The organism is Latilactobacillus fragifolii, from assembly GCF_905332535.1.
Taxonomy (GTDB): Bacteria; Bacillota; Bacilli; order Lactobacillales; family Lactobacillaceae; genus Latilactobacillus; species Latilactobacillus fragifolii.
In genome coordinates this window covers 47,988-69,290 of the sequence record NZ_CAJOCF010000003.1, presented here as the reverse complement: position 1 = coordinate 69,290, position 21,303 = coordinate 47,988, and the positions used below count along the sequence as shown (strand labels likewise).

Here is a 21,303-nt window from a genome sequence, read left to right as displayed (position 1 = left end):
AAGATAGTCAGTATTATTAATTAAAATAAAGAGGTGGATAAAATGGCACAAAAGACTTATCCAATGACTGCAGAAGGTAAAGAAAAGTTAGCCGAAGAATTAGAAACACTTAAAATGGTAAAACGACCAGAAGTCATTGACCGAATTAAAATTGCACGGAGTTTTGGTGATTTATCAGAAAATTCTGAATATGAATCAGCTAAAGATGAACAAAGCTCATTAGAAACACGGATTGCCGAAGTGGAAAACATGTTACGCTTTGCAGAGGTAATCGATGTTGATAGCATCGCAGCTGATGAAATTGCCGTTGGTAAAACGGTCAGCTTCAAAGATGAAGAAGACGGTGAAGAAGAAACCTACCAAATTGTCGGGGCTGCGGAATCAGATCCATTTAGTGGTAAAATTTCCAATGATTCACCAATTGCCCAAGCGTTACTCGGCAAACGAATGGGTGACAAGGTAGTTGTTCAAACACCAGGCGGCGACATGCACGTGACGATTACAGAAGTTAAATAGAGTCCGTTTCAGGTGGTTATATTGTGAGGGCTAGCTAAAAGCGTTCCATAAGCGACGTAGTCCGTTATTTGCGAGGCGTAGCTAAACCAGAATAATCTGCCTGAAAAAGATGTTTCAAAAAAAGCTGCGAAAAAATTTCGCGGCTTTTTTAGTGGGCGTTAATTGCTTTTAATCAGCCTTGAGACGGATTGGCGTTTAACGGGTTTGCTTGTATAATAATAGTAATCAGTTGAAAGGGGACCGTAAATATGCCGTTTATCTGGCGCGTTTTTTTTGTAATAGAAGCGATTATCTTCGGGACGTTCATTTGGCAAATGATTACGATACCCGCTAATTTGGTGTTCATCATTGTAGGGATTTTACTCTTGATCTGGGCCAATAAGCGTCGTCGTCAAGATAAAACCGGTGCCTGGACGACTTTGTTAACGATGATCGGTTGTGTAGCAGTTACGGTCCCGTTGGTGATTAACTTCTCGTTGTGGTTAATGATCATTGTGGCGGTGGTCTTTTTAGCCCTCAATCACAGCCGCATGGGGCAGTTTAGCAGTCGTAATATGAATCAGTTATTTGATAATGCTTTTTGGCGCAAGAAAAGCTTTGTCCCCGTTCAGACAACTGAGCCAACCGCTAAAAAGGCGACAGTCAAGCGCCATAGTTGGTTTGGTCATCAGACAATTGGCAGTAATATTTTTGAATGGGACGATATTAACTTCGCGGTCGCTGCCGGCGATACAATTATTGATTTAGGTAGCACCATTTTACCTAAGAATGACAACCATATTGTCATCCGTAAAGGATTTGGAAAGACACGAATTTTGGTGCCAGTCGGAACGGGGGTCTATCTGGATCACTCCGCAATGCTAGGGAGCGTGACAATCGATAATCAACATTATAACTTGAAAAACGAATCAATTCAGTTGTATAGTACAAACTATGATGAGGAAAGTCGCCATCTTAAAATCATTACGAATGTAATGATTGGCGATCTTGAGGTAATCTTAGTATGAGCAAGTTAACGCGGAGCTTTATATGGATCAGCACAAGTTTGTTGACGCTTCTGTTTTCAGTAGCGTTATTTTTTGCGTATTTTTACAGTACCCATCAAGAACAATGGTTGATTAGTTTGGTCACAAAACAGTTATTCTACGTGCCACTGATCGTCTATATTGTGGTGGCCGCAATGGCAGTGGGTTTTTTAGTCACCGCAATCGTCTATCTTGTCGTTCGTCAACAACTATCACATACTGAAAGTCAGTTACAATTTTTACTTTCTGGGCAGTACGAGTCGCCAGTTTTTCAGATTAAACAAAGTGAAACAACTGACTATGCGATGTCAATTGAGCAAACTGTTGAACAATTACGCCAAAAAATGATACGCTTACAACAAGAGATTCAAAGCTATAGTGATCGTCCAACCATGATTGCCGGTGAAACTAAGGAAGAAATTTTAGCGCAAGAACGGCACCGGTTAGCACGCGAGTTACATGATTCAGTCAGTCAGCAACTATTTGCGGCGACGATGATGCTGTCGGCATTAAGCGAGGTGGCGCAAAAGCAAACTGATAACGTGCAGATGTTGCAATCGTTAACGACGGTTGAACGGGTCTTAAATGAGGCCCAATCAGAAATGCGGGCGTTACTCTTACATTTGCGACCGGTTAACTTGGAAGGCAAGAGTTTACGCGATGGCATCATTCAGTTATTGAATGAGTTGAAGACCAAAATTGCGATTGAGATTACGTGGGACATTGACAGTATTGCGTTACCAAGTGGCATTGAAGATAATTTATTTAGAATTGTCCAAGAGTTACTGTCAAACACATTGCGGCATGCTAAAGCGCAAGAGATTGAAGTGTACTTGAAACAGCTCGGTCAGAGTGCTTTATTAAAGGTAATTGATGATGGGATTGGCTTTGATCCCAAAGCGGAGCAAAAAGCCGGCAGCTATGGGCTAAACAACATTGTTGAACGGGCCCATAGTGTGGGTGGAACCGCCAAAATTATTAGTTTACCCAACCAGGGAACAAGTGTTGAAATTCGAGTACCATTATTAAAGGAGACCAATTAAGTGATTAATGTATTGATAGTAGACGACCATGAAATGGTGCGATTAGGTATCTCAACGTATTTAGGGGTCCAAGACGATATTAAGGTCGTCGCCCAAGCCGTCAATGGGAAAGAAGGGGTCCAAAAGGCACTGGCATTAAGACCTGATGTAATTTTGATGGACTTAGTGATGCCTGAGATGGATGGCATTGAGGCCACCAAAGCGATTTTAAAGGTGTGGCCTGAAGCCAAAATCATTATCTTGACGAGCTTTATTGATGATGAGAAAGTTTATCCGGCAATTGAAGCCGGTGCGGCCAGTTACATATTAAAAACGTCCACAGCTGAGGAAATTGCCAATGCGATTCGTAAAACGGCGCAGGGACAATCTGTTTTAGAGCCTGAGGTGACCAACAAGATGATGAATCGATTGACGCATCCTGTTGAACCTAAATTATATGAAGACCTGACTAATCGTGAACGTGAGGTGTTAGGATTGATTGCTAAAGGTCGCAGTAATCAAGAAATTGCGGATGAATTATTCATTACTTTAAAAACGGTTAAGACCCACGTTTCAAATATTTTGGCGAAGTTACAAGTTGATGATCGCACCCAAGCGGCAATTTATGCGATTAAGAACCAACTAGTCGATTAATCAGGAGGAGTGCAACATGCAAATTCAAGTGTCAGATGCAGCAAGTCAATGGTTTCGTGATGAATTAGCTTTAAAACCGGGGGATGCGGTCCGCTTTTTTGGTAAAGTGTATGGTCAAACGGCCGTGCATGATGGCTTTTCATTGGGCATGGAGCGCGCCACTGTTGAGCAACCAATTGGTTCAGTGGTTAAAGATGGCATTACTTATTTTGCGAGTCAGTCGGACGATTGGTTTTTTGCTGATTATGATTTGCAAGTTGCTTACGATCCAGAACGTGAAGAACCACAATATCGGTTTGAACGGCATTAGATGACAAAAGCCCCGCCAAATGATTAATTTTGGCGGGGCTTTTTCTTTTGGGTTAAAAGGTAACCAATACACGACCAGTTTTATGGGGGCTTTGGCTGAGCTCTTGGGCTAAATCTGAAAAGGCGATTGAGTTAATGGTTGGCCAGGTTACAGGTTTAAACGTTGTGGCGAGCAATTGCCAGAGTTCTTTACGGTCCTTGCGCGGGTAGTAAACTGAGTCAATTCCAGCTAAGGTAATTCCCCGGAGAATAAAGGGCATTACCGTTGTTTCGACAGTGGCACCCGCCGCATTACCGCAAGTTGCCACGAACCCGCCGGCATAAACCTGGGGCAAGATGTGGGCTAAAACGGGTCCCCCAAGCGAATCAATGACTCCAGTGAACGTTTGATGATTGAGTGCCTTGAGGGGGGCAGTCGTTAAATCAGCTGTATGCATAACATGGGTCGCCCCAAGGTGTCGTAAATAAACAGTTTGCTGCAAGTCACGCGTAGTCGCTGTTAGATTCGTAAAGCCCAACTGGGCGAGGATAGTAAGGGCAAAACTGCCAACGCCGCCAGTAGCACCCGTAATTAAGAGGGGTGTATTATGATCAGCCGTAAAGGTTTGGCGTAATAATTTGGTGAGAGCAATTGCAGCGGTGAAACCTGCCGTTCCAAGCTGCATGGTTTCAGCCAAACTAAGATTTTCAGGTAATTTAAAAAGCCATTCACTAGGGACTTTGACATATTCAGCATAGCCCCCGTCAATTTTAATGCCAGTTGCATAACCCGTACATAGCACTTGATCGCCTGCTTCAAAGAACGGATTATCTGATTCGACAACTTCGCCAGCAAAATCAACGCCAGGAGTCATCGGATAGTGGCGTAAGACGCCACTTTTAGGATTCATTGTGAGGCGATCTTTGTAGTTAATATCGGAATAGGCGACTTTGACTAACACGCCATCTTTAGCGAGGTCGGGTGTTAACTTAGTTTGATAAGTGGCCCTGACAGTAGGGCCGGTTTGTTCTAAAACAAGTGCTTGATAGGCGACCATATGATTGCAACCTCTTTTCTAATAATTGTTTAACTTCATTATACAACAATGTTTGCTTTGAATTGGCATCGAGCCTCGGAAACGGTATAATTAATAGGATATTAGTTAGCTAACAACTAGTCTGAGCGCGCTAAAGATAAAGGGGACGAAGAAAAAGATGCAACAACCAATGGTGGAATTTAAAAATGTCATTAAAGAATACGACGATGTCCAGATTTTAAAGGGCATTGATATTGCATTGGAAAAAGGTAAATTTTATACCTTATTAGGGCCGTCGGGCTGTGGTAAAACAACTATTTTGAGAATTATCGCTGGGTTTACCAATGCATCTGCGGGGGATGTGTTATTTGAAGGGCAGAAAATGAACGATTTACCGGCCAACAAACGTCAAGTCAATACGGTCTTTCAAGATTATGCCTTATTTCCCCATTTAAATGTCTTTGAGAATGTTGCGTTTGGGTTAAACTTGCGCAAAGTCAAAAAAGCAGCCATCAAGGAAAAGGTCATTGAAGCCCTTAAATTGGTACGGCTTGCTGGCTATGAAAACCGTGAGATTAGTGAATTATCGGGTGGGCAACAACAACGGGTCGCGATTGCGCGCGCCTTGGCCAACGAACCAAAAGTATTACTACTAGATGAACCCTTATCAGCACTTGACATGAAATTAAGGAAAGCTATGCAATATGAATTACGCGAGTTACAACAACGATTAGGCATTACGTTCTTATTTGTGACGCACGATCAAGAAGAAGCCTTAGCGATGAGTGATGAAATTTTTATCATGAACGAAGGACGAGTGTTGCAAAGTGGCACGCCAGTCGATATTTATGACGAACCAATTAATCATTTTGTGGCCGATTTTATCGGGGAAAGTAACATCCTCCCAGGAAAAATGGTCGCTGATTATCAAGTGGAAATGGTGGGCAAGCAATTTGAATGTGCTGATGCTGGGATGCGGGTCAACGAAGCGGTTGAAGTGGTTCTTCGTCCTGAAGATCTTGACATTGTCGCCGTTGACCAAGGACAATTAGTGGTGACAGTTGATACGCAGTTATTCCGTGGTGACTATTATGAAATTACGGCTTATGATGCGGATCAAAATCGGTGGTTGATTCATTCAACCAACCCGGCCCAAGATGGGCAACGCGTTGGATTATTCTTTGAACCGGAAGACGTGCATATTATGCGTTTTGGTGAATCAGAAGAAGATTTCGATGCTCGCCTTGAAAGTTATGAAGAGGAGGACTAGAGCAATTGCGTAAAAAACAATGGTTATACTACTTACCATATGCCCTCTGGTTAATTTTATTCGTTCTTGCACCAGTCGCGCTGATTGTGTATCAGTCCTTCTTTGATATCAATGGGCACGCGACATTGGCTAACTATACGACTTATTTTCAATCAGGTACTTACTTGAAGATGACATTAAATTCGTTATGGTATGCATTTTTAATTACGCTAGTGACGCTATTAATTAGTTATCCAACGGCTTATTGGCTACATCAAACCAAACATAAGCAATTGTGGCTTTTATTAATTATATTACCGACATGGATTAACTTATTACTGAAAGCTTATGCGTTTATTGGTATTTTTAGTCAAGATGGCGCCATTAATCATTTCTTAGAATGGTTTGGAATTGGGCCACAGCAGATTTTATTTACGAATTTCAGTTTCTTAGTGGTGGCGACTTATATTGAAATTCCATTTATGATTTTGCCGATTTTTAACAGTTTAGAAGAACTAAATCCATCATTGGTCAACGCAAGCCGTGACCTTGGTGCCAGTAATTGGCAAACCTTTATTAAAGTTATCTTACCGTTGACCATGGCTGGGGTTAAAGCCGGCATTCAGGCCATTTTTATTCCATCATTATCATTATTTATGCTGACGCGTCTAATTGGGGGAAATCGGGTGATTACCCTGGGGACGGCGATTGAAGAACACTTCCTTACGACAATGAACTGGGGAATGGGCTCGACCATCGGGGTGGTCCTCATCGTTGCCATGGGGTTAATCATGTTGGTAACCGGGGAGCAAAAAGCGAAGAAGAAGGTGACTAACAGATGAAAAAATGGAAATGGCAAAATATTTGGTTAGTGCTTATCCTCGCCTTATTGTATGCGCCGATTTTCTATTTGATTTTCTATTCATTTAGCAGTGGCGATAACATGAATGGCTTCAAGTCTTTTACTTGGGCCAATTACCAGGCCTTATTTGAAGATACACGAATGATTGAAATTGTGTTACAAACATTATTAATCGCGATTCTATCATCTTTGTGTGCGACAATCGTGGGAACGTTTGGTGCGTTGGGGATTTATTCGACGAAGCGTCGGCGTGTGCGCAATATGATTTTATCGCTTAACAATATTTTAATGGTTTCACCCGATGTCATTATTGGGGCAAGTTTTTTAATCTTTTTCACGTTCTTAGGTTTTGGCTTAGGCTTTGGGTCAGTTTTATTGAGTCATATCGCCTTTTCAATTCCGATTGTCGTCTTGATGGTTTTGCCGAAGTTAAATGAAATGCGGCCAGCATTGGTAGATGCGGCACGTGATTTAGGAGCAACTGACTGGCAAGTTTTACGTAAAGTCATTTTACCGTACATTAGTTCCGGTATTTTTGCGGGCTTTTTCATGGCTTTCACCTATTCGTTAGATGATTTTGCCGTGACCTTCTTTGTCACTGGAAATGGCTTTGAAACGCTCTCCGTTGAAATCTATTCAAGAGCGCGTCAGGGGATTAGTCTGGAAATCAATGCGTTATCTGCCTTGATGTTTGTCTTCTCCTTAATTCTTGTGGCTGGCTATTATTTATTGAATCAAAGAAGCCAAGCCCAAAAAGCACGGCGTAAACGGAAAGCGAGGGCTTAAGATGAATAAATTAGGACGCATCACTTTAGCGATTTTAGTGGTCTGTGCAGCCCTTTGGTTTGGGACGGTTGAATTACAAAAATCACAAGGTTATACGAAGAGTAACACGTTAACATTGTATAATTGGGGCGATTATATCGACCCAGCGCTCATTAAAAAGTTTGAAAAGCAAACGGGTTATCATGTGTCAGTCGAGACATTTGATAGTAATGAAGCGATGTACACGAAGATTAAACAAGGTGGAACAGCTTATGACTTAGCTGTCCCTAGTGAGTATATGATTGAAAAGATGCGCAAAGCGAACTTACTTAAACCGATTGATCATCAGCGCCTAATCGGTTATCAGAACATTGGCAAGGATTTTTTGAATCAACCATTTGATCCGGGAAATAAGTATTCGCTGCCTTATTTCTGGGGGACGTTAGGGATTATCTATAACGATCAATTAGTGAAGCAGCCGTTGACGCATTGGTCTGATCTTTGGTCCCCTGATTATCGCGGGCAGATTATGGTGGTTGATAGTGCCCGGGATATGATGGCCGTCGGATTAATTGAAAATGGCCAGTCTGTCAATAGTACGAATCCAGTCGTTTTAAGGGCAGCCAAGGATAAGCTTGATCAGATGGCCCCAAATGTCAAAGCGATTGTGGCTGATGAAATTAAGATGTACATGGTTCAAAATGAAGCGAGTGTTGCTGTGACCTGGTCTGGTGAAGCAGCCGAAATGTTGGCTAACAATCCCCATTTGCACTATGTCATTCCCGAAGAGGGTAGCAATTTATGGTTTGACAATTTAGTGATTCCCAAGACAGCCAAACATGAAAAGGCAGCCTATGCTTTCTTAAACTTTATGTTAGCGCCTAAAAATGCGGCTCAAAACGCCGAATATATCGGCTATTCAACGCCCAATATACCAGCTAAAGCATTATTACCAGCAGCAACGCGCAACAATCCGGGCTATTATCCAAGTCAAAAGGTGATTGAGCGGTTACAAGTTTATAAAGATTTAGCACCAACTGCGGTTGGCCGGTATAATGATTTATTTTTAGAGTTTAAAATGCAGCATTAAAGTACAATGAGCAGATTGAAATGGTTCATGGTATAATAGACACAGAATTTTTTGGATGGAGGTTACCTATGTCATTTGAATGGTCACAATTATTAACGTGGCGGATGCTCGCAAATGTGCTAGACATTATTGTTGTTTGGTATTTTGTGTATAAATTAATCATGTTGATTCGCGGTACCAAAGCCGTCCAATTGTTTAAAGGGATTATTGTGATTGCGCTGATTAAGGTTATCAGTTGGTACATTGGTCTACGAACTGTTTCATACATTATGGATCAATTTATCAGTTGGATTGTGATTGCACTGATTGTTATTTTTCAACCCGAAATTAGACGTGGTCTGGAACATATCGGTCGTGGATCGTTATTACGCCGTGGCGTTAATCCTAAGATTGAACAAGAAAATAATTTAATTAAAGCACTCGATAAGTCAATTCAGTATATGTCGAAACGACGCATCGGAGCGCTAATTACAATCCAAATGAATACCGGTTTGGAAGATTACATCGAAACAGGGATTCATTTGGATGCGGATGTAACGGGTGAGTTATTAATTAACATCTTCATTCCGAATACACCATTACATGATGGGGCTGTCATTATTCGCGACGACAAGATTGCTGTTGCGGCCGCATACCTACCACTTTCAGAGAGTAATTTAATCCCCAAAGAATTAGGGACCAGACATCGGGCAGCCGTTGGGATTAGTGAGGTAACGGATGCCTTGACGATTGTAGTTTCTGAAGAAACTGGTGGCGTCACATTAACGCGCAATAACGAGTTAATGCGTGATTTAAGCCGTGATGATTATATGAAGTACTTCAACTCGCATTTGATTACCCAAGAGGAAAACAAACCGAGTCTCTTACAAGAATTTGTTGATGGCTTCAAAAAAGGAGGCCAGAAATGATGAAAAACTTTGTTGAAGGCCCATGGCTCTATCGCATTTTAGCGTTATTTCTAGCGTTATTATTGTTTGGTTATGTTAATTTGGATGAAATCAACACAACCCGCCAGACGAATAACAATGATACCCAGATGCTAGCAACTCGCACGGAAACCGTAAAAGTCCCCCTACAGATTAACGCGGATACTGATCAGTACTTTATTACGGGCTATCCGCAAAAAGTTAAGGTGAAATTATCTGGTCCAAATGCGTTGGTAACATCTGCGGTTAACACGTTAAATTTCCGTGTGATTGCTGATTTAACGAAGCTAGGTCCTGGTGATCATACTGTTAAGTTGGAACAGACGGGGATTAATAAGGATATCAAAGTGACGATTGAACCCAGAGAAATTAAGGTTCATATTGAGCATAAAGTGACAAAACAATTCCCAGTGCAAGTTAATGTAAAAAAAGAAAACTTAGCGGCGGGGTATAGTTTGGGAAATCCAAAACTAAGTCAAGACGTGGTTGAAGTCAGTGGCGCAAAATCAGCTGTGAATGCTGTATCGCAAGTGGTGGCCACTATTGATCCTGCTGAAGGGACCAAAAAAGACATCAACGAAGAAGTCTTATTGCAAGCTGTTGATCGCAATGGCAAAGCCTTGAATGTTTTAATTTCACCACAAACCGTTAACGTTAAGATTTTGGTTCAAATGAACAAGAAAACACTCCCAATTAGTTTGGAGAAGACCGGTGAAAAGAGTGGTTATAGCTACAGTCTGTCATCACCAACTGATTCAGTGACCGTTTACGGGCGGCAAACTGCTTTAGCAAAGTTGACATCGTTACCAGTGAGCGTCGACTTATCGACGATTACGAGTTCAACTTCTAAAACGGTTAAAGTGCCTTTACCAGATAATATTTATGAGAGTATGCCAAGTACTATTAAGGTCACAATTACGGTAACGCCGGATACGGCTAATACGAGTGCCACTAGTACGGTTGAAGCGCCTGCTGAAAGCACGGCGCAAACATCAACTAGTGCGCCCATTGCGTCAAGTTCAAGTAGTAGCCAATCAAACAGTCAATCAAGCTCAAGTGAAAGCGAAAGTAGCAAAATAAAGCCCAATATAAATCAATAATCAACGCTAAAGATTTTAGCAAGATGAATGGAGATAATTAAATATGACAAAGTATTTTGGAACTGATGGTGTACGTGGGGTTGCCAACTTAGAATTAAGTCCAGAAATGGCGTTTAAATTAGGACGTGCGGGGGGGTATGTTTTAACCAAGCATGCTGCTAAGGATCAACGCCCTAAGGTATTGGTGGCTCGGGACACACGTATTTCAGGTCAAATGTTAGAACAATCTTTAATTTCTGGCTTATTATCAGTCGGGATTGAAGTCCTATCATTAGGCGTGGTGACAACACCGGCAGTTGCCTATTTAATTAAGGTTCAAGAAGCAAGTGCCGGCATTATGATTTCAGCCTCGCATAACCCTGCTATTTATAATGGGATTAAATTCTTTGGCGCGGATGGTTATAAATTACCAGATGCAACCGAAGAAGAAATCGAAGCAATCATCGATGCCAAAGAAGATACTTTACCACGTCCAGAAGGCGCTGGCCTTGGCACCGTTGAAGAGTATCCAGAGGGTGCTTTGAAATATACACAGTTTTTAGAACACACGATTCCTGATGATTTAGCTGGGATAAAAGTAGTATTGGACGGGGCAAACGGTTCAACCAGTGGTTTGATTAGCCGGGTGTTTGCTGATTTGGACACAGAATTCACAACAACGGCTACGCATCCCGATGGTTTGAACATCAACGACGGTGTTGGTTCAACGCACCCAGAAAATGTAGCCCAAAAAGTGTTAGAAACAGGTGCTGAAGTTGGTTTAGCATTTGATGGTGATGGTGATCGGTGTATCGCAGTTGACGAATTAGGCAACATTATCGACGGTGACAAGATTATGTTTATCTTGGGCCAATATTTATCCGATAAGGGACGCTTAAAACAAGATACGATTGTGACAACTGTCATGAGTAATATCGGCTTGTATAAGGCGATTGAAGCTCACCACATGCAATCTGCCCAAACAGACGTTGGTGATCGCCACGTCGTAGAAGAAATGCGTGAAAAAGGCTATAACCTTGGTGGCGAACAATCAGGCCACATTATCATCTTTGATTATCATAATACTGGTGACGGGATGTTAACGGGGATTCAACTCTTAAACGTTATGAAACAAACTGGTAAGAAGTTATCTGAATTGGCAGCGCCGGTTCAAACTTACCCACAAAAACTTGTTAATTTAACTGTTAAGGATAAGAATGCTTGGTCAACGAATGACAAGATTCAAGCTGCTATTGATACCGTTGAAAAAGAAATGAATGGTGACGGACGCGTCTTAGTCCGTCCAAGTGGGACAGAACCATTACTACGCGTAATGTGTGAGGCTGCAACTGAAGAAAAAGTGAACCAATATGCCGATCAAATTGCCGCTGTCGTTCAAGCTGAAATTGGTGCATAAATTACTGGCAAAAGTTACTCGAAATAAATAAAAAGCCCATCAATATTATGTTGATGGGCTTTTTATGTGCTGATTGGTCGATCATATTAGAATCAAGCCCGCGCTAATTAATCGCTCAAGAAAAAAGACTCGCATTAACGCACGCTTGTTACTGAAATAAATTGGTTGCAATCGAGCATAAAAGCCCGACGTCGTTGGTAATAAGCGGCCTATACCAAAATGTAAAATCGATATATACCAATAAAATAGTTGACATTAAATTCGTTGGTGTTATTATATTTAAGTGTTATACCAATTAATTTAAAAATATTAAACCAAAGTTGAAAAGAGGATTTTATAATGTGTGGAATCGTAGGCGTGATTGGTAATGAAAAGACAACTGAAATTTTGCTAAACGGATTAGAGAAGTTGGCGTATCGTGGTTACGATTCAGCAGGCATTTATGTAAACAGTGAAACTGGCCATGACTACTTAGTTAAAGAACCGGGCAAAATTAGCGTTTTACAAGCAGCGGTTGGCTCTGAAGTACAAGGTACAATCGGGGTCGGGCATACGCGCTGGGCAACGCACGGTGTTGCCAGTCGTGATAATGCGCATCCACATGTATCTGAAGACGGTCGTTTTTATTTGGTGCATAACGGCGTATTGACTAACTATTTAGCTTTAAAAGAAACTTACTTAGAAGATGTCCATTTTGTCAGTCAAACCGATACGGAAGTTGCTGTTCAGTTAATTGCTTACTTTGCTAAGACGGAACAGTTGTCAGCTAAGGAAGCTTTCCGGAAGGCATTGACCCTGATTGAAGGCTCATACGCATTTGTCATGGTTGATCGCGATGATCCGGATACTTTATACGTTGCTAAAAATAAATCGCCGTTGTTAATTGGTGTGGGTGATGGCTTTAATGTGGTCTGCTCGGATGCATTAGCGATGTTGAACGAAACAAAGGATTTTATTGAAATCCATGATCGTGAAATGGTAACGCTCACGAAACAGAGCATTCAAATTGAAGATTTAGACGGCACTTTCATTCACCGTGAAAGCTACCATGTGGAAATGGATGCTGATGCAGCAGGTAAGGGTGCCTATCCACATTACATGTTAAAAGAAATCGACGAACAACCAGCTGTCATGCGGCGTTTATTAAACGAATACGTTGCTGCTGACGGACAGCTTAAGATCGACGCAGCGTTACTCAGCGCAATGAATGATGCCGACCGCTTATACATCGTGGCGGCTGGGACCAGTTATCATGCCGGTTTAATCGGGAAGACCTTGTTTGAAACGCTAGCGCACAAACCAGTTGAAGTCCATGTTGCTAGTGAATTTGGCTATCACATGCCACTATTATCTGAAAAGCCATTCTTTATCTTTTTAACCCAAAGTGGCGAAACCGCTGATAGTCGTCAAGTGTTGGTCCAAACTAATGCCCGCCATTATCCTAGTTTGACCATTACAAACAGCCAAGGTTCAACGCTTTCGCGGGAAGCTGATTACACATTATTGTTGCATGCGGGGCCCGAGATTGCAGTTGCTTCAACGAAAGCCTACACTGCACAAATTGCGGTTGAATTATTCTTAGCTGTCGCACTTGGGCGCCACAATCAACTAGTATTGGCAGAACAATTCGACGTGCACCATGAATTAGGCTTAATTGCTACCGGCATGGAAACGCTACTGAGCGAAAAAGAACAGATTGAAACCTTAACGACTGATTACTTGCAAACAACGCGCAGTGCCTTTTATATCGGACGTGGTGAGGATTATGCTTTAAGTTTAGAAGCTGCTTTGAAATTAAAGGAAATCTCATACATTCAAGCAGAAGGCTTTGCTGCCGGCGAATTAAAGCATGGGACGATTGCTTTGATTGAAAAAAATACCCCAGTCATTGCATTTTTAATGGATGCCAAAACGATTGCGCACACCCGTGGGAACTTGCAGGAAGTGACCGCGCGGGGGGCAAAAGCCTTGACGATTGTTAGTGAAGCCTTCGCTGAAGCAGACGATCAAATCGTTCTACCAACCGTGAATGACTTATTGGCGCCTTTATTGGGCATTGTTCCTGGGCAATTAATTGCTTACTATGCAAGTCTGCATAGAGGGTATGATGTCGATCAACCAAGAAACTTAGCTAAGAGTGTCACCGTTGAATAAACACTTAAAAAAAGCCTCGTTCAAAAGAACGAGGCTTTTTTTGCGTTTAATGCGTTGGGGCGTAAGTGGCCCGTGGCCCGCCAACGTATTTTGGTCGTGATCGTAAAGCTGTGACATGTGCACTACCTAATGTATCAAGTGTTGGACGGACAGGGACTTGAACGAATTTCACGTGCATCCCAATCGCTGTATCACCGATATCTAAACCAGCTTGTGCGACGATATGTTCAACTTCGACAGGGTCACTGAATTGTTCAAAAGCAGCAACAGAACAAGCACCGCCAGCATGCATAGCGGGAACAACCGAGACAATTTCAAAGTCGTGTGCGCGGGCAACTTGGCGTTCAACAACCAAACTACGGTTAATGTGCTCACAGCCTTGCACGGCTAAATGAATCCCCAGTGGATTAAGCACGCCACGAAGCGTTGCAATAATAATTTCGCCAACTTCTTTGCTAGAAGCTTTACCAATATGGCCCCCGACAACTTCACTCGTTGAACAGCCGAGAACGAATAAATCGCCGCTTGCTAAGTGGGCTTCGTTTAAAACATCTTGTGTTATTTGGATTAAGTTTTGTTGAATTTGGTTTAATGGTAAATCATTTGTCATTTTTGAAATCTCCTAATGGTTAAATAATTGTGGTCGAATACGGGATAAACTCGTGACTAACGGGATGGTGACCACGATTCCAAGTCCGTTTTGAACAATATTGCTGAAAATCGAAGCGGTTCCGGCAGCCCAGCCGAAAAGTAAACTGGTAGCTAAAAAGTAACCGGCAACCATGACGATACTACCGCAAATGAGGGGGATAATCAGCTGCTTTGGTCGTATTGAATCACTACGAGTCAGGTGACCTACAATAAAGCCTTGTGCCCCGTGAATGATGAGTGAGAAAAGACACCACTCAGGGTAACCAGATAATAGATCGATTAATAGGCCACTCGTGGATCCGACAGCGAGTCCGCCGGGATTTTCAAGCATGATTGCTGCTGTGTAAATCCCGACCTCACAGAGCGTCACAAAGCCTTTTGTCGCCGGAATCGGGATGATGATTAACAACGAGAGTGCAACGGTCAATGCGGTGAGCATCGCGAGTAATGGTAACTGATGTTTATTAAAATGCATGTTGAGCTGCCCCCTGCCAAACGTTCCCCAGGCCATGGCGCAAATGCACCCCCGCTTTTAAACCAGCATAAACCAATTTTTTCGCGCGTGCAACGGCACTTTCAAGTGATTTTCCGTTTGCTAATTCTGCCGTAATTGCTGCTGAAAGGGTGCAGCCCGCACCATCAATTGTCGTTGTCTCCAATCGAGGGGCTTCTAAATAATGAGTTGTTGGGCCCGATTTTAATAAATCAACGGCTTGTTTACCAGGAAATCGTTGGCCACCTTTGATGATGACGTGCTTGGGACCAAATGATTGAATGATTGTGGCGGCTTCGACCATTTCCGCACGGGTAGTAATCGTTGAAAGCCCACTGAGTTGTTGCGCTTCTAACAAATTTGGCGTGGTAACGCTCGTCAGGGGGAGCAGTTCTTTTTTCAGTGTCTCAAGGTACGCTTGTTGCGCAGGAACAGCTCCTTCTTTAAAGATGAGGACTGGATCAGTGATGATGTTTAATTCGGGATGTTGTCGTAATCGCCCACAGATTGCTTTTAAAGTTTTTGTTTGATGCACCAAACCAATTTTGACGTGGGTCAGTGGTACGTAGTTTAAAATGGCATCAAGCTGGTCTAAAATGGTATCCTCAGGTAAGTCATGAATTTTTAACTGACCATCTGGTAATAACGTCGCGATGCAAGTAATCGCGCTAACACCAAATGTTCCTAAGGCTTCAAATGTTTTTAAATCGGCTTGGATGCCACCACCACCCAGTGTATCAGAGCCGGCAATGGTTAAAATGTTTTGCATAGTTGTCCTCCCAATTCTAATCTCCACTATCATAGTGAAGATTAGAATGTGCAACAACAGCCAATTGGCTTGTTTTTTTACCAGCCAATTTGTAAACTGAGTGAGAGGTGGTAAAAGTGATTGAATGGCGCCAATATCTACCAGAACAAAAGCCAAAGTATATGGCGATTAAAAAAATGATTATTGATTTAATAGACCGTGGCCAGCTAAGCCCAGGTGATCAATTACCGCCCGAGCGGCAGTTCGCTAAATTATTGCGGGTTAATCGTTCAACAGTGACGCGTGCATCTGATGAATTAGTTGCAGATGGTGTGATTGAACGGCGCGTCGGGAGCGGTACATTTGTCAGTCTACAAGCCCGCCCCCAGGCAAAGCGGGTTAACTGGCATACTTATTTGTTAAGTCAGCGGCAGTCACAAAGTCAAAATGAACGGCGACAATTACAACAATTAGTTAGCCAAAAATCGGAAAAATTAATTGATGTTTATTCAAGTGATTTACCATTAGCATTAGTCCCACAATTTCGATTTCCGGCATTAACGTGGCAAGATTTCATCACAGCACAAGCGCTAGAGACACCGCGCGGTTATCAACCGCTTATTGCAGCAATTAATCAATTGGATCAATACAACAAACGTTTATCGTTTACCGAAGAACAGTTGTTAATGACGGCCGGTGTACAGCAATCACTTTTTTTAATATTACAAGGTTTGTTGTCGCCAGGCGATGCTGTCGCGATTGAATCCCCCTCTTTTTTTCATGACTCAACTTTGTTTGAAGCAACTGGTGTCCGCGTTTATGAGGCGGCAGTTGACGCTGATGGGATTTCATTAACGGTTTTAGAACAGCTAATCATTAAGCATCGGATTAAATTGGTTATCCTTAATCCGGACTATCAAAACCCAACTGGTCACGTCATGAGTCTTCAAAAAAGAAAAGCAGTCGTTCATTTATGTCAGACATACCAAATACCAATTGTAGAAGATGATGTTTTTGGTTGGTTAGGATTTGAGACTGTTAATCCAATCCCAACATTGAAACAACTCGATCCGGATAACGTCATTTATATTAGTTCGCTGTCCAAAATTATGGGGGCTAGTAGCCGAATCGGGTGGGTAGTTGCTAGCTCGCAAGTGATCGAACAATTGACCCGGGTGCAGCATGAAATGGATTTAGTACCAAGTATTATGTCACAAGTCATGGTGACCCTGGCGATGGGGGATCCCCAATTTCAAACACAATTGGATCAACTTAAGGCAACACTGCAAGAACGGGCACTGGCGACGTATAGGATGCTCAAAAGCGTATTACCAGATTGGCAAATTGACTTACCAGCGGGCGGATACTATATCTGGATGACACGGCCCAACCATAAATTACGCTTAAAAACCTTTCTTGATCATCAGTTAGCTGTCGCACCAGGATCACTATTTGGCCTTAAAACAGACGCATTACGCATCAATTTTGCGCGGTTAAATGCAATGGATTTGGTTGCATTAGAACAACGATTAGTAACCATTATGCAAGCAACAGAATAAAAAGGAGAATTGGATGATGGAAGAATTCGTGCCAGAAATTTATACGCCATTAAAAACCAGTGTTGTCGGACCACCTACTGTGGCGCGAAAAGTTGGGGGCATTAAGATCCTCGGTAAGAAGATTAAAACGATTATTTTTACCACCGATGTAGCGATTGTGAATAATACGAATGCCGATGCTGTTTTGGCGGTTTATCCATTCACACCACATCCAGCGGTCATGAATGCCATCAGCAATGTAGCGACGATCCCTGTCTTTAACGGGATTGGTGGGGGGCTAACAGCTGGCAGTCGCTCCGCGTATATGGGATTATTGGCTGAGGCTGCCGGTTCAATTGGGGTGGTGGTTAACGCACCAACGTCCGTGGCGACGATTAAAATGATTAGCCGCGTTGTTGATGTGCCAATTATTTGTACTGTTGTGTCGGAACAACAGGATTATGCCGCACAGATTGAAGCGGGGGTTTCGATTTTAAACGTTAGTGGTGCGGCTAAAACGCCAGCGATTGTCAGCGCAATTCGGCAACAATACCCTGAAATCCCCATCATGGCAACTGGGGGCAAAGATGAAGCGCATATATTAGCGACCATTGAAGCAGGTGCGAATGCATTGACGTACACGCCACCGACCAATGGTGAGTTATTTGCTAAGAAAATGGCAGCTTATCGATCAGATTTAACATGATAGGATTTGACGTGTCGCATAATCCCCCGTATGCTTATTAGATGAGATGAACAAGGAGGTTTTTGAATGATTCGTCAAGCAACAGTTGCAGATGCCAAGAGCGTCTTGCCAATTATTAACATCGTTTTTGAAGAAATGGAAATGCCCCTTTTCCAAAAAATTCCGTTAGAGGATTTATTTAGTATTTTAGAACAGGCCTTTGCAATACCAGAATATCGGTATAGTTATGCTAATACACTGGTTTATGAAGAAGATGGTCAAATTCTGGGGATTATGGTTGGCTTCCCCGAAGACAAAGAAGCCCACATCGATGATGCATTAGCACCGCTATTCCCACAAATCGGGTTACCTGAAACAACGCGTTTTTTTACCGATAAAGAGGCCCAACCGGGTGAGTGGTATTTAGATACACTTGCCGTTGCTGAGCACGCACAGGGGCGCGGTATCGGGACAAAGTTACTTGAAGCATTACCAGCGTATTTAAAAGCTCGTGGTGAAAAAAAGATTAGTCTCAGTGTTGATTTACAAAATCCGGGCGCTAAGAAACTTTATGAACGAATGGGTTTTGTTAAACAAGGGACATTAATGATTGGTGATCATCAATACGATCACATGGTTAAACAGCTTTAAAATAAAAAGAGCTCTCAACAATTATTGTTGAGGGCTCTTTTTAAGTTTAAAGTAGTGGCATAATCATTGTCGTCCATAGCCAGCTGAGTGGCATGACTAAGATCATTGCCGGAATCATATCCGCAATTGGGAATTCACGAATTTTAGCGATTCTAAAGCCGGTAGCAAGCATCAAGAGGCCACCGCAAGCTTTGAAATCGGCAAGCATTGTTGGATTCGTCAACGGAAAGATTAGTTTTGCGAGTAAAAAAATGATGTAGAAGATAATGAATTGCGGGATTGCGATCGTTGAGACGACGGGGCCAAGATTGCAGGCAAAGATGGCAGCCGTGAAGAAATCTAGAATCGATTTAGAGATTAAAATCGTATTATTACCGGTCATCCCAGCATCTAATGTTCCATAAATCCCAGTTCCTCCAGCACAAAAGAGGACAATCACTGTCACGAGTGCTGAAATAAATTCGGCGTCAGATAACGTATTGTTTTTGCGAGGAAAGAATTTAGAAATTGGCCGTTCCATTAGAACTGCCCCGCGATCAATCCAGCGACCGAAGTGGATTAAGAGCCCAATGCCGGTACCGAGAACGACTGCGAAGATAACGGCCGGCATGTTCTTCATTTGAATGATGGCATTGATGCCCATCCCCATTGAAGCGACACCGAAGATTAAGGTGAGCTCAGTTTTAAATTTAGTTGATAATTTATCGCCCAATAAACTACCGAATAGACCGCCGAGTAAGACGGCTAATGAATTAATAATTACGCCAGTTGGCATTAATAAGACCCCTTTAATTTTAAGTTTGCATATTCAACTATACCAATTTAAAAGAAGAGAATCAATTTAATTTTAAATGTTAGCGCTTAGCGATATTGTTTCGAAGTCTTGAACTAGACCAAAAAAACCGGCTAATCAGCGGATTAGTCGGTTTTTTAATGATTATTCGCATCGTAAGCTAGGCTTAAAACGCCGCATCAGGGCCTTGGGCTGGTTATAGGCCCAATGATTTAAAACGGTAGCAATCAAGATGCAGGGGACGACATCTGTTTCATGGCTGATAGTTAATTGAAAGGCAGGCCCGCTGCTAGCTAGGATGGTGGTTGCTTGCATGATGGATTGGGTATGGTAGATAATGCGATATTGATTTTGCGTTAAATCCCCCATAATTAACCAGTTGAGTTGTTTAACATAGACAAACTCACGCCAGATACCCCAAATCTTTTTGAGCTGCCCAATCCGTTCACCGTTTTGGAACAAGTCAAAGTCAGGTGAGGGGCTAATTGTAACTTGGCGAATTTCACCCAGTAAATCGCCCGTGAGTGAGTAAAGGCTAAACACGTCATGCCGAATGCCGCGCTTACCAACGAGTAAATAACGCGGTTGTTGTTGTTCGTCAATTACTGTTGAGACCCCGCGTGAAGCACTCGCTTGGTGTTTAATGTAAAAAATGGGCATCTTAGATCACTTCTTTTCAGCTGAACGATTCAAGTCAATTGCGTGATAAATGGCTTGTGCAACGCCGTCTTGAATATTGGTTGCAGTTTGATAGTTGGCAAGTTCTTTAATCGTTGGGACGGCATTGCCCATGGCCACCCCAATGCCGGCTGTTTTAATCATTGAAAAGTCATTTAAGTTATCACCAATCGCCATTGTCTGTTCAATTGGAATCCCTTTTTGTTCAGCATAAGCAGCCAAAGCAATGCCTTTTTGCGCATCAATGTGGTTTATTTCGATGTTATTGCTTGAAGAGGAAGTTACGACTAAATTACCGCGGTCTTCACAAAAGGTCTTAATTGGTGCTAATTCGGTCATTCCGTGGGTGCTAAAAGCGATGATTTTAAGAATCTTAACTGTTGGATCGTTAATAATCCCTTGATAGTGATCATCGACATAGTTAATGTTCATCAATTCCAAACGGGCAGCAGCTAAAGCAACCGCAATTTTATAACTCGTATCAGGATTGAGGTTGACGAGTAAATCAGCGACATTTTGGATACGACTGACTTTGCTATCTGAATAATTACCGGCAGTCGTCATGAGTTCGAAGTAAATCTGATTTTCGCGTAAGTTTTCTGTAACGGCCGCCACCGTTTGCGCATCAATCGGGACGTTTAACACCTCATTCCCTAAAGAATCAAAAACCTGAGCGCCATTCATCGTGATTAAAGTTGGGTGGATGTCATCACTGTCAATTAGTGGGAGGGCTTCCGAGCGACTGCGGCCAGTAGCCACCACGAATTCGATGCCAGCGTCTTGAGCAGCTTTAATGGCGGTTATGTTCCCGTCTGAAACCTGCATTTTGTCGTTTAATAAAGTACCGTCCATATCAGATGCAATAATTGAAATCAAAGGAATTCCTCCTGAAAACGTATTATTCGAAACTTACCTCTATCTTAGCATGCAAGCTACTTTTCTTCTAGCAACTTATGTCAAAACACGATAAACTAGTTAACGA

At 42.4% G+C, this 21,303-nt stretch carries 23 protein-coding genes; 16 read left to right on the top strand and 7 right to left on the bottom strand.

The window, feature by feature from the left end; all coding sequences use genetic code 11:
* Positions 1–42 precede the first annotated feature (42 nt).
* The 5 genes from greA (at position 43) to J7Q78_RS04900 (ending at position 3,527) form a co-directional block, all read left to right on the top strand.
* Entirely contained in the window at positions 43–516 is a 474-nt protein-coding gene (gene greA, locus J7Q78_RS04920; protein ID WP_154242344.1) for a transcription elongation factor GreA, read from the top strand.
* A 248-nt stretch (positions 517–764) separates the two neighbouring features.
* Entirely contained in the window at positions 765–1,523 is a 759-nt protein-coding gene (gene liaF / locus J7Q78_RS04915; RefSeq protein WP_208421928.1) for a cell wall-active antibiotics response protein LiaF, read from the top strand.
* A complete protein-coding gene (locus J7Q78_RS04910) occupies positions 1,520–2,584 on the top strand; it encodes a sensor histidine kinase (RefSeq protein WP_154242342.1) in 1,065 nt (354 codons plus the stop codon). The genes liaF and J7Q78_RS04910 overlap by 4 nt, the downstream gene beginning before the upstream one ends.
* On the top strand, positions 2,585–3,217 hold the full coding sequence (locus tag J7Q78_RS04905; RefSeq protein WP_208421927.1) for a response regulator: 633 nt from the start codon (positions 2,585–2,587) through the stop codon (positions 3,215–3,217).
* Between the two features lie 16 nt (positions 3,218–3,233).
* A complete protein-coding gene (locus J7Q78_RS04900) occupies positions 3,234–3,527 on the top strand; it encodes a HesB/YadR/YfhF family protein (RefSeq protein ID WP_154242340.1) in 294 nt (97 codons plus the stop codon).
* A 52-nt stretch (positions 3,528–3,579) separates the two neighbouring features.
* On the opposite strand, the gene J7Q78_RS04895 is transcribed toward J7Q78_RS04900, so the two are convergent.
* Complete coding sequence (locus J7Q78_RS04895) at positions 3,580–4,563, bottom strand: YhdH/YhfP family quinone oxidoreductase (RefSeq protein WP_208421926.1); 984 nt, start codon at positions 4,561–4,563, stop codon at positions 3,580–3,582.
* Positions 4,564–4,720: 157 nt separating this feature from the next.
* Here J7Q78_RS04895 and J7Q78_RS04890 point away from each other — a divergent pair, with 157 nt between their 5' ends.
* The 8 genes from J7Q78_RS04890 to glmS all read left to right on the top strand — a co-directional run bounded on the left by J7Q78_RS04890 (position 4,721) and on the right by glmS (position 14,084).
* On the top strand, positions 4,721–5,812 hold the full coding sequence (locus J7Q78_RS04890) for an ABC transporter ATP-binding protein (RefSeq protein ID WP_154242338.1): 1,092 nt from the start codon (positions 4,721–4,723) through the stop codon (positions 5,810–5,812).
* A gap of 5 nt (positions 5,813–5,817) precedes the next feature.
* Complete coding sequence (locus J7Q78_RS04885; protein ID WP_208421925.1) at positions 5,818–6,633, top strand: ABC transporter permease; 816 nt, start codon at positions 5,818–5,820, stop codon at positions 6,631–6,633.
* On the top strand, positions 6,630–7,439 hold the full coding sequence (locus J7Q78_RS04880) for an ABC transporter permease (protein ID WP_208421924.1): 810 nt from the start codon (positions 6,630–6,632) through the stop codon (positions 7,437–7,439). Before J7Q78_RS04885 ends, J7Q78_RS04880 begins: the two co-directional genes overlap by 4 nt.
* A gap of 1 nt (position 7,440) precedes the next feature.
* On the top strand, positions 7,441–8,508 hold the full coding sequence (locus J7Q78_RS04875) for an ABC transporter substrate-binding protein (RefSeq protein WP_208421923.1): 1,068 nt from the start codon (positions 7,441–7,443) through the stop codon (positions 8,506–8,508).
* Positions 8,509–8,576: 68 nt separating this feature from the next.
* Positions 8,577–9,416 carry a diadenylate cyclase CdaA gene (gene cdaA, locus J7Q78_RS04870; RefSeq protein WP_154242334.1) on the top strand — a complete coding sequence of 280 codons (840 nt, stop codon included), beginning with the start codon at positions 8,577–8,579 and terminating at the stop codon, positions 9,414–9,416.
* Positions 9,416–10,534, top strand: a complete 1,119-nt coding sequence (locus tag J7Q78_RS04865) for a CdaR family protein (RefSeq protein WP_235688058.1) — start codon at positions 9,416–9,418, stop codon at positions 10,532–10,534. The genes cdaA and J7Q78_RS04865 overlap by 1 nt, the downstream gene beginning before the upstream one ends.
* Positions 10,535–10,577: 43 nt before the next feature.
* Entirely contained in the window at positions 10,578–11,930 is a 1,353-nt protein-coding gene (gene glmM, locus J7Q78_RS04860) for a phosphoglucosamine mutase (RefSeq protein ID WP_154242332.1), read from the top strand.
* A 339-nt stretch (positions 11,931–12,269) separates the two neighbouring features.
* The gene (gene glmS, locus J7Q78_RS04855; protein WP_208421922.1) at positions 12,270–14,084 is read left to right on the top strand and encodes a glutamine--fructose-6-phosphate transaminase (isomerizing); all 1,815 of its coding nucleotides are present in this window, start codon (positions 12,270–12,272) and stop codon (positions 14,082–14,084) included.
* 46 nt (positions 14,085–14,130) lie between these two features.
* Here the strand turns inward: glmS and J7Q78_RS04850 are convergent, their stop codons facing one another.
* The 3 genes from J7Q78_RS04850 to thiD are packed head-to-tail and all read right to left on the bottom strand — an operon-like array spanning position 14,131 to position 15,997.
* Positions 14,131–14,694 carry a TIGR01440 family protein gene (locus J7Q78_RS04850; RefSeq protein WP_154242330.1) on the bottom strand — a complete coding sequence of 188 codons (564 nt, stop codon included), beginning with the start codon at positions 14,692–14,694 and terminating at the stop codon, positions 14,131–14,133.
* 12 nt (positions 14,695–14,706) lie between these two features.
* A complete protein-coding gene (locus J7Q78_RS04845; RefSeq protein ID WP_154242329.1) occupies positions 14,707–15,210 on the bottom strand; it encodes an ECF transporter S component in 504 nt (167 codons plus the stop codon).
* Positions 15,200–15,997, bottom strand: coding sequence for a bifunctional hydroxymethylpyrimidine kinase/phosphomethylpyrimidine kinase (thiD, locus tag J7Q78_RS04840; protein ID WP_154242328.1), 798 nt, complete (start codon positions 15,995–15,997; stop codon positions 15,200–15,202). The genes J7Q78_RS04845 and thiD overlap by 11 nt, the downstream gene beginning before the upstream one ends.
* A 116-nt stretch (positions 15,998–16,113) precedes the next feature.
* Between thiD and J7Q78_RS04835 the strand changes: the two genes are divergently transcribed.
* The 3 genes from J7Q78_RS04835 (at position 16,114) to J7Q78_RS04825 (ending at position 18,850) form a co-directional block, all read left to right on the top strand.
* Positions 16,114–17,535: an aminotransferase-like domain-containing protein gene (locus tag J7Q78_RS04835; protein ID WP_154242327.1), complete on the top strand. Its 1,422-nt coding sequence runs from the start codon at positions 16,114–16,116 to the stop codon at positions 17,533–17,535.
* Between the two features lie 13 nt (positions 17,536–17,548).
* A complete protein-coding gene (locus J7Q78_RS04830) occupies positions 17,549–18,220 on the top strand; it encodes a beta/alpha barrel domain-containing protein (RefSeq protein ID WP_154242326.1) in 672 nt (223 codons plus the stop codon).
* 66 nt (positions 18,221–18,286) lie between these two features.
* On the top strand, positions 18,287–18,850 hold the full coding sequence (locus J7Q78_RS04825; RefSeq protein ID WP_154242325.1) for a GNAT family N-acetyltransferase: 564 nt from the start codon (positions 18,287–18,289) through the stop codon (positions 18,848–18,850).
* A 46-nt stretch (positions 18,851–18,896) separates the two neighbouring features.
* Here the strand turns inward: J7Q78_RS04825 and J7Q78_RS04820 are convergent, their stop codons facing one another.
* The 3 genes from J7Q78_RS04820 to J7Q78_RS04810 form a co-directional block, all read right to left on the bottom strand.
* On the bottom strand, positions 18,897–19,625 hold the full coding sequence (locus J7Q78_RS04820) for a DUF554 domain-containing protein (RefSeq protein ID WP_154242324.1): 729 nt from the start codon (positions 19,623–19,625) through the stop codon (positions 18,897–18,899).
* Positions 19,626–19,787: 162 nt separating this feature from the next.
* Positions 19,788–20,303 (bottom strand): LURP-one-related/scramblase family protein, encoded by a 516-nt coding sequence (locus J7Q78_RS04815; protein WP_154242323.1) that lies wholly within the window; start codon positions 20,301–20,303, stop codon positions 19,788–19,790.
* Positions 20,304–20,309: 6 nt separating this feature from the next.
* The gene (locus J7Q78_RS04810; protein WP_208421921.1) at positions 20,310–21,197 is read right to left on the bottom strand and encodes a Cof-type HAD-IIB family hydrolase; all 888 of its coding nucleotides are present in this window, start codon (positions 21,195–21,197) and stop codon (positions 20,310–20,312) included.
* Between the last annotated feature and the right edge of the window lie 106 nt (positions 21,198–21,303).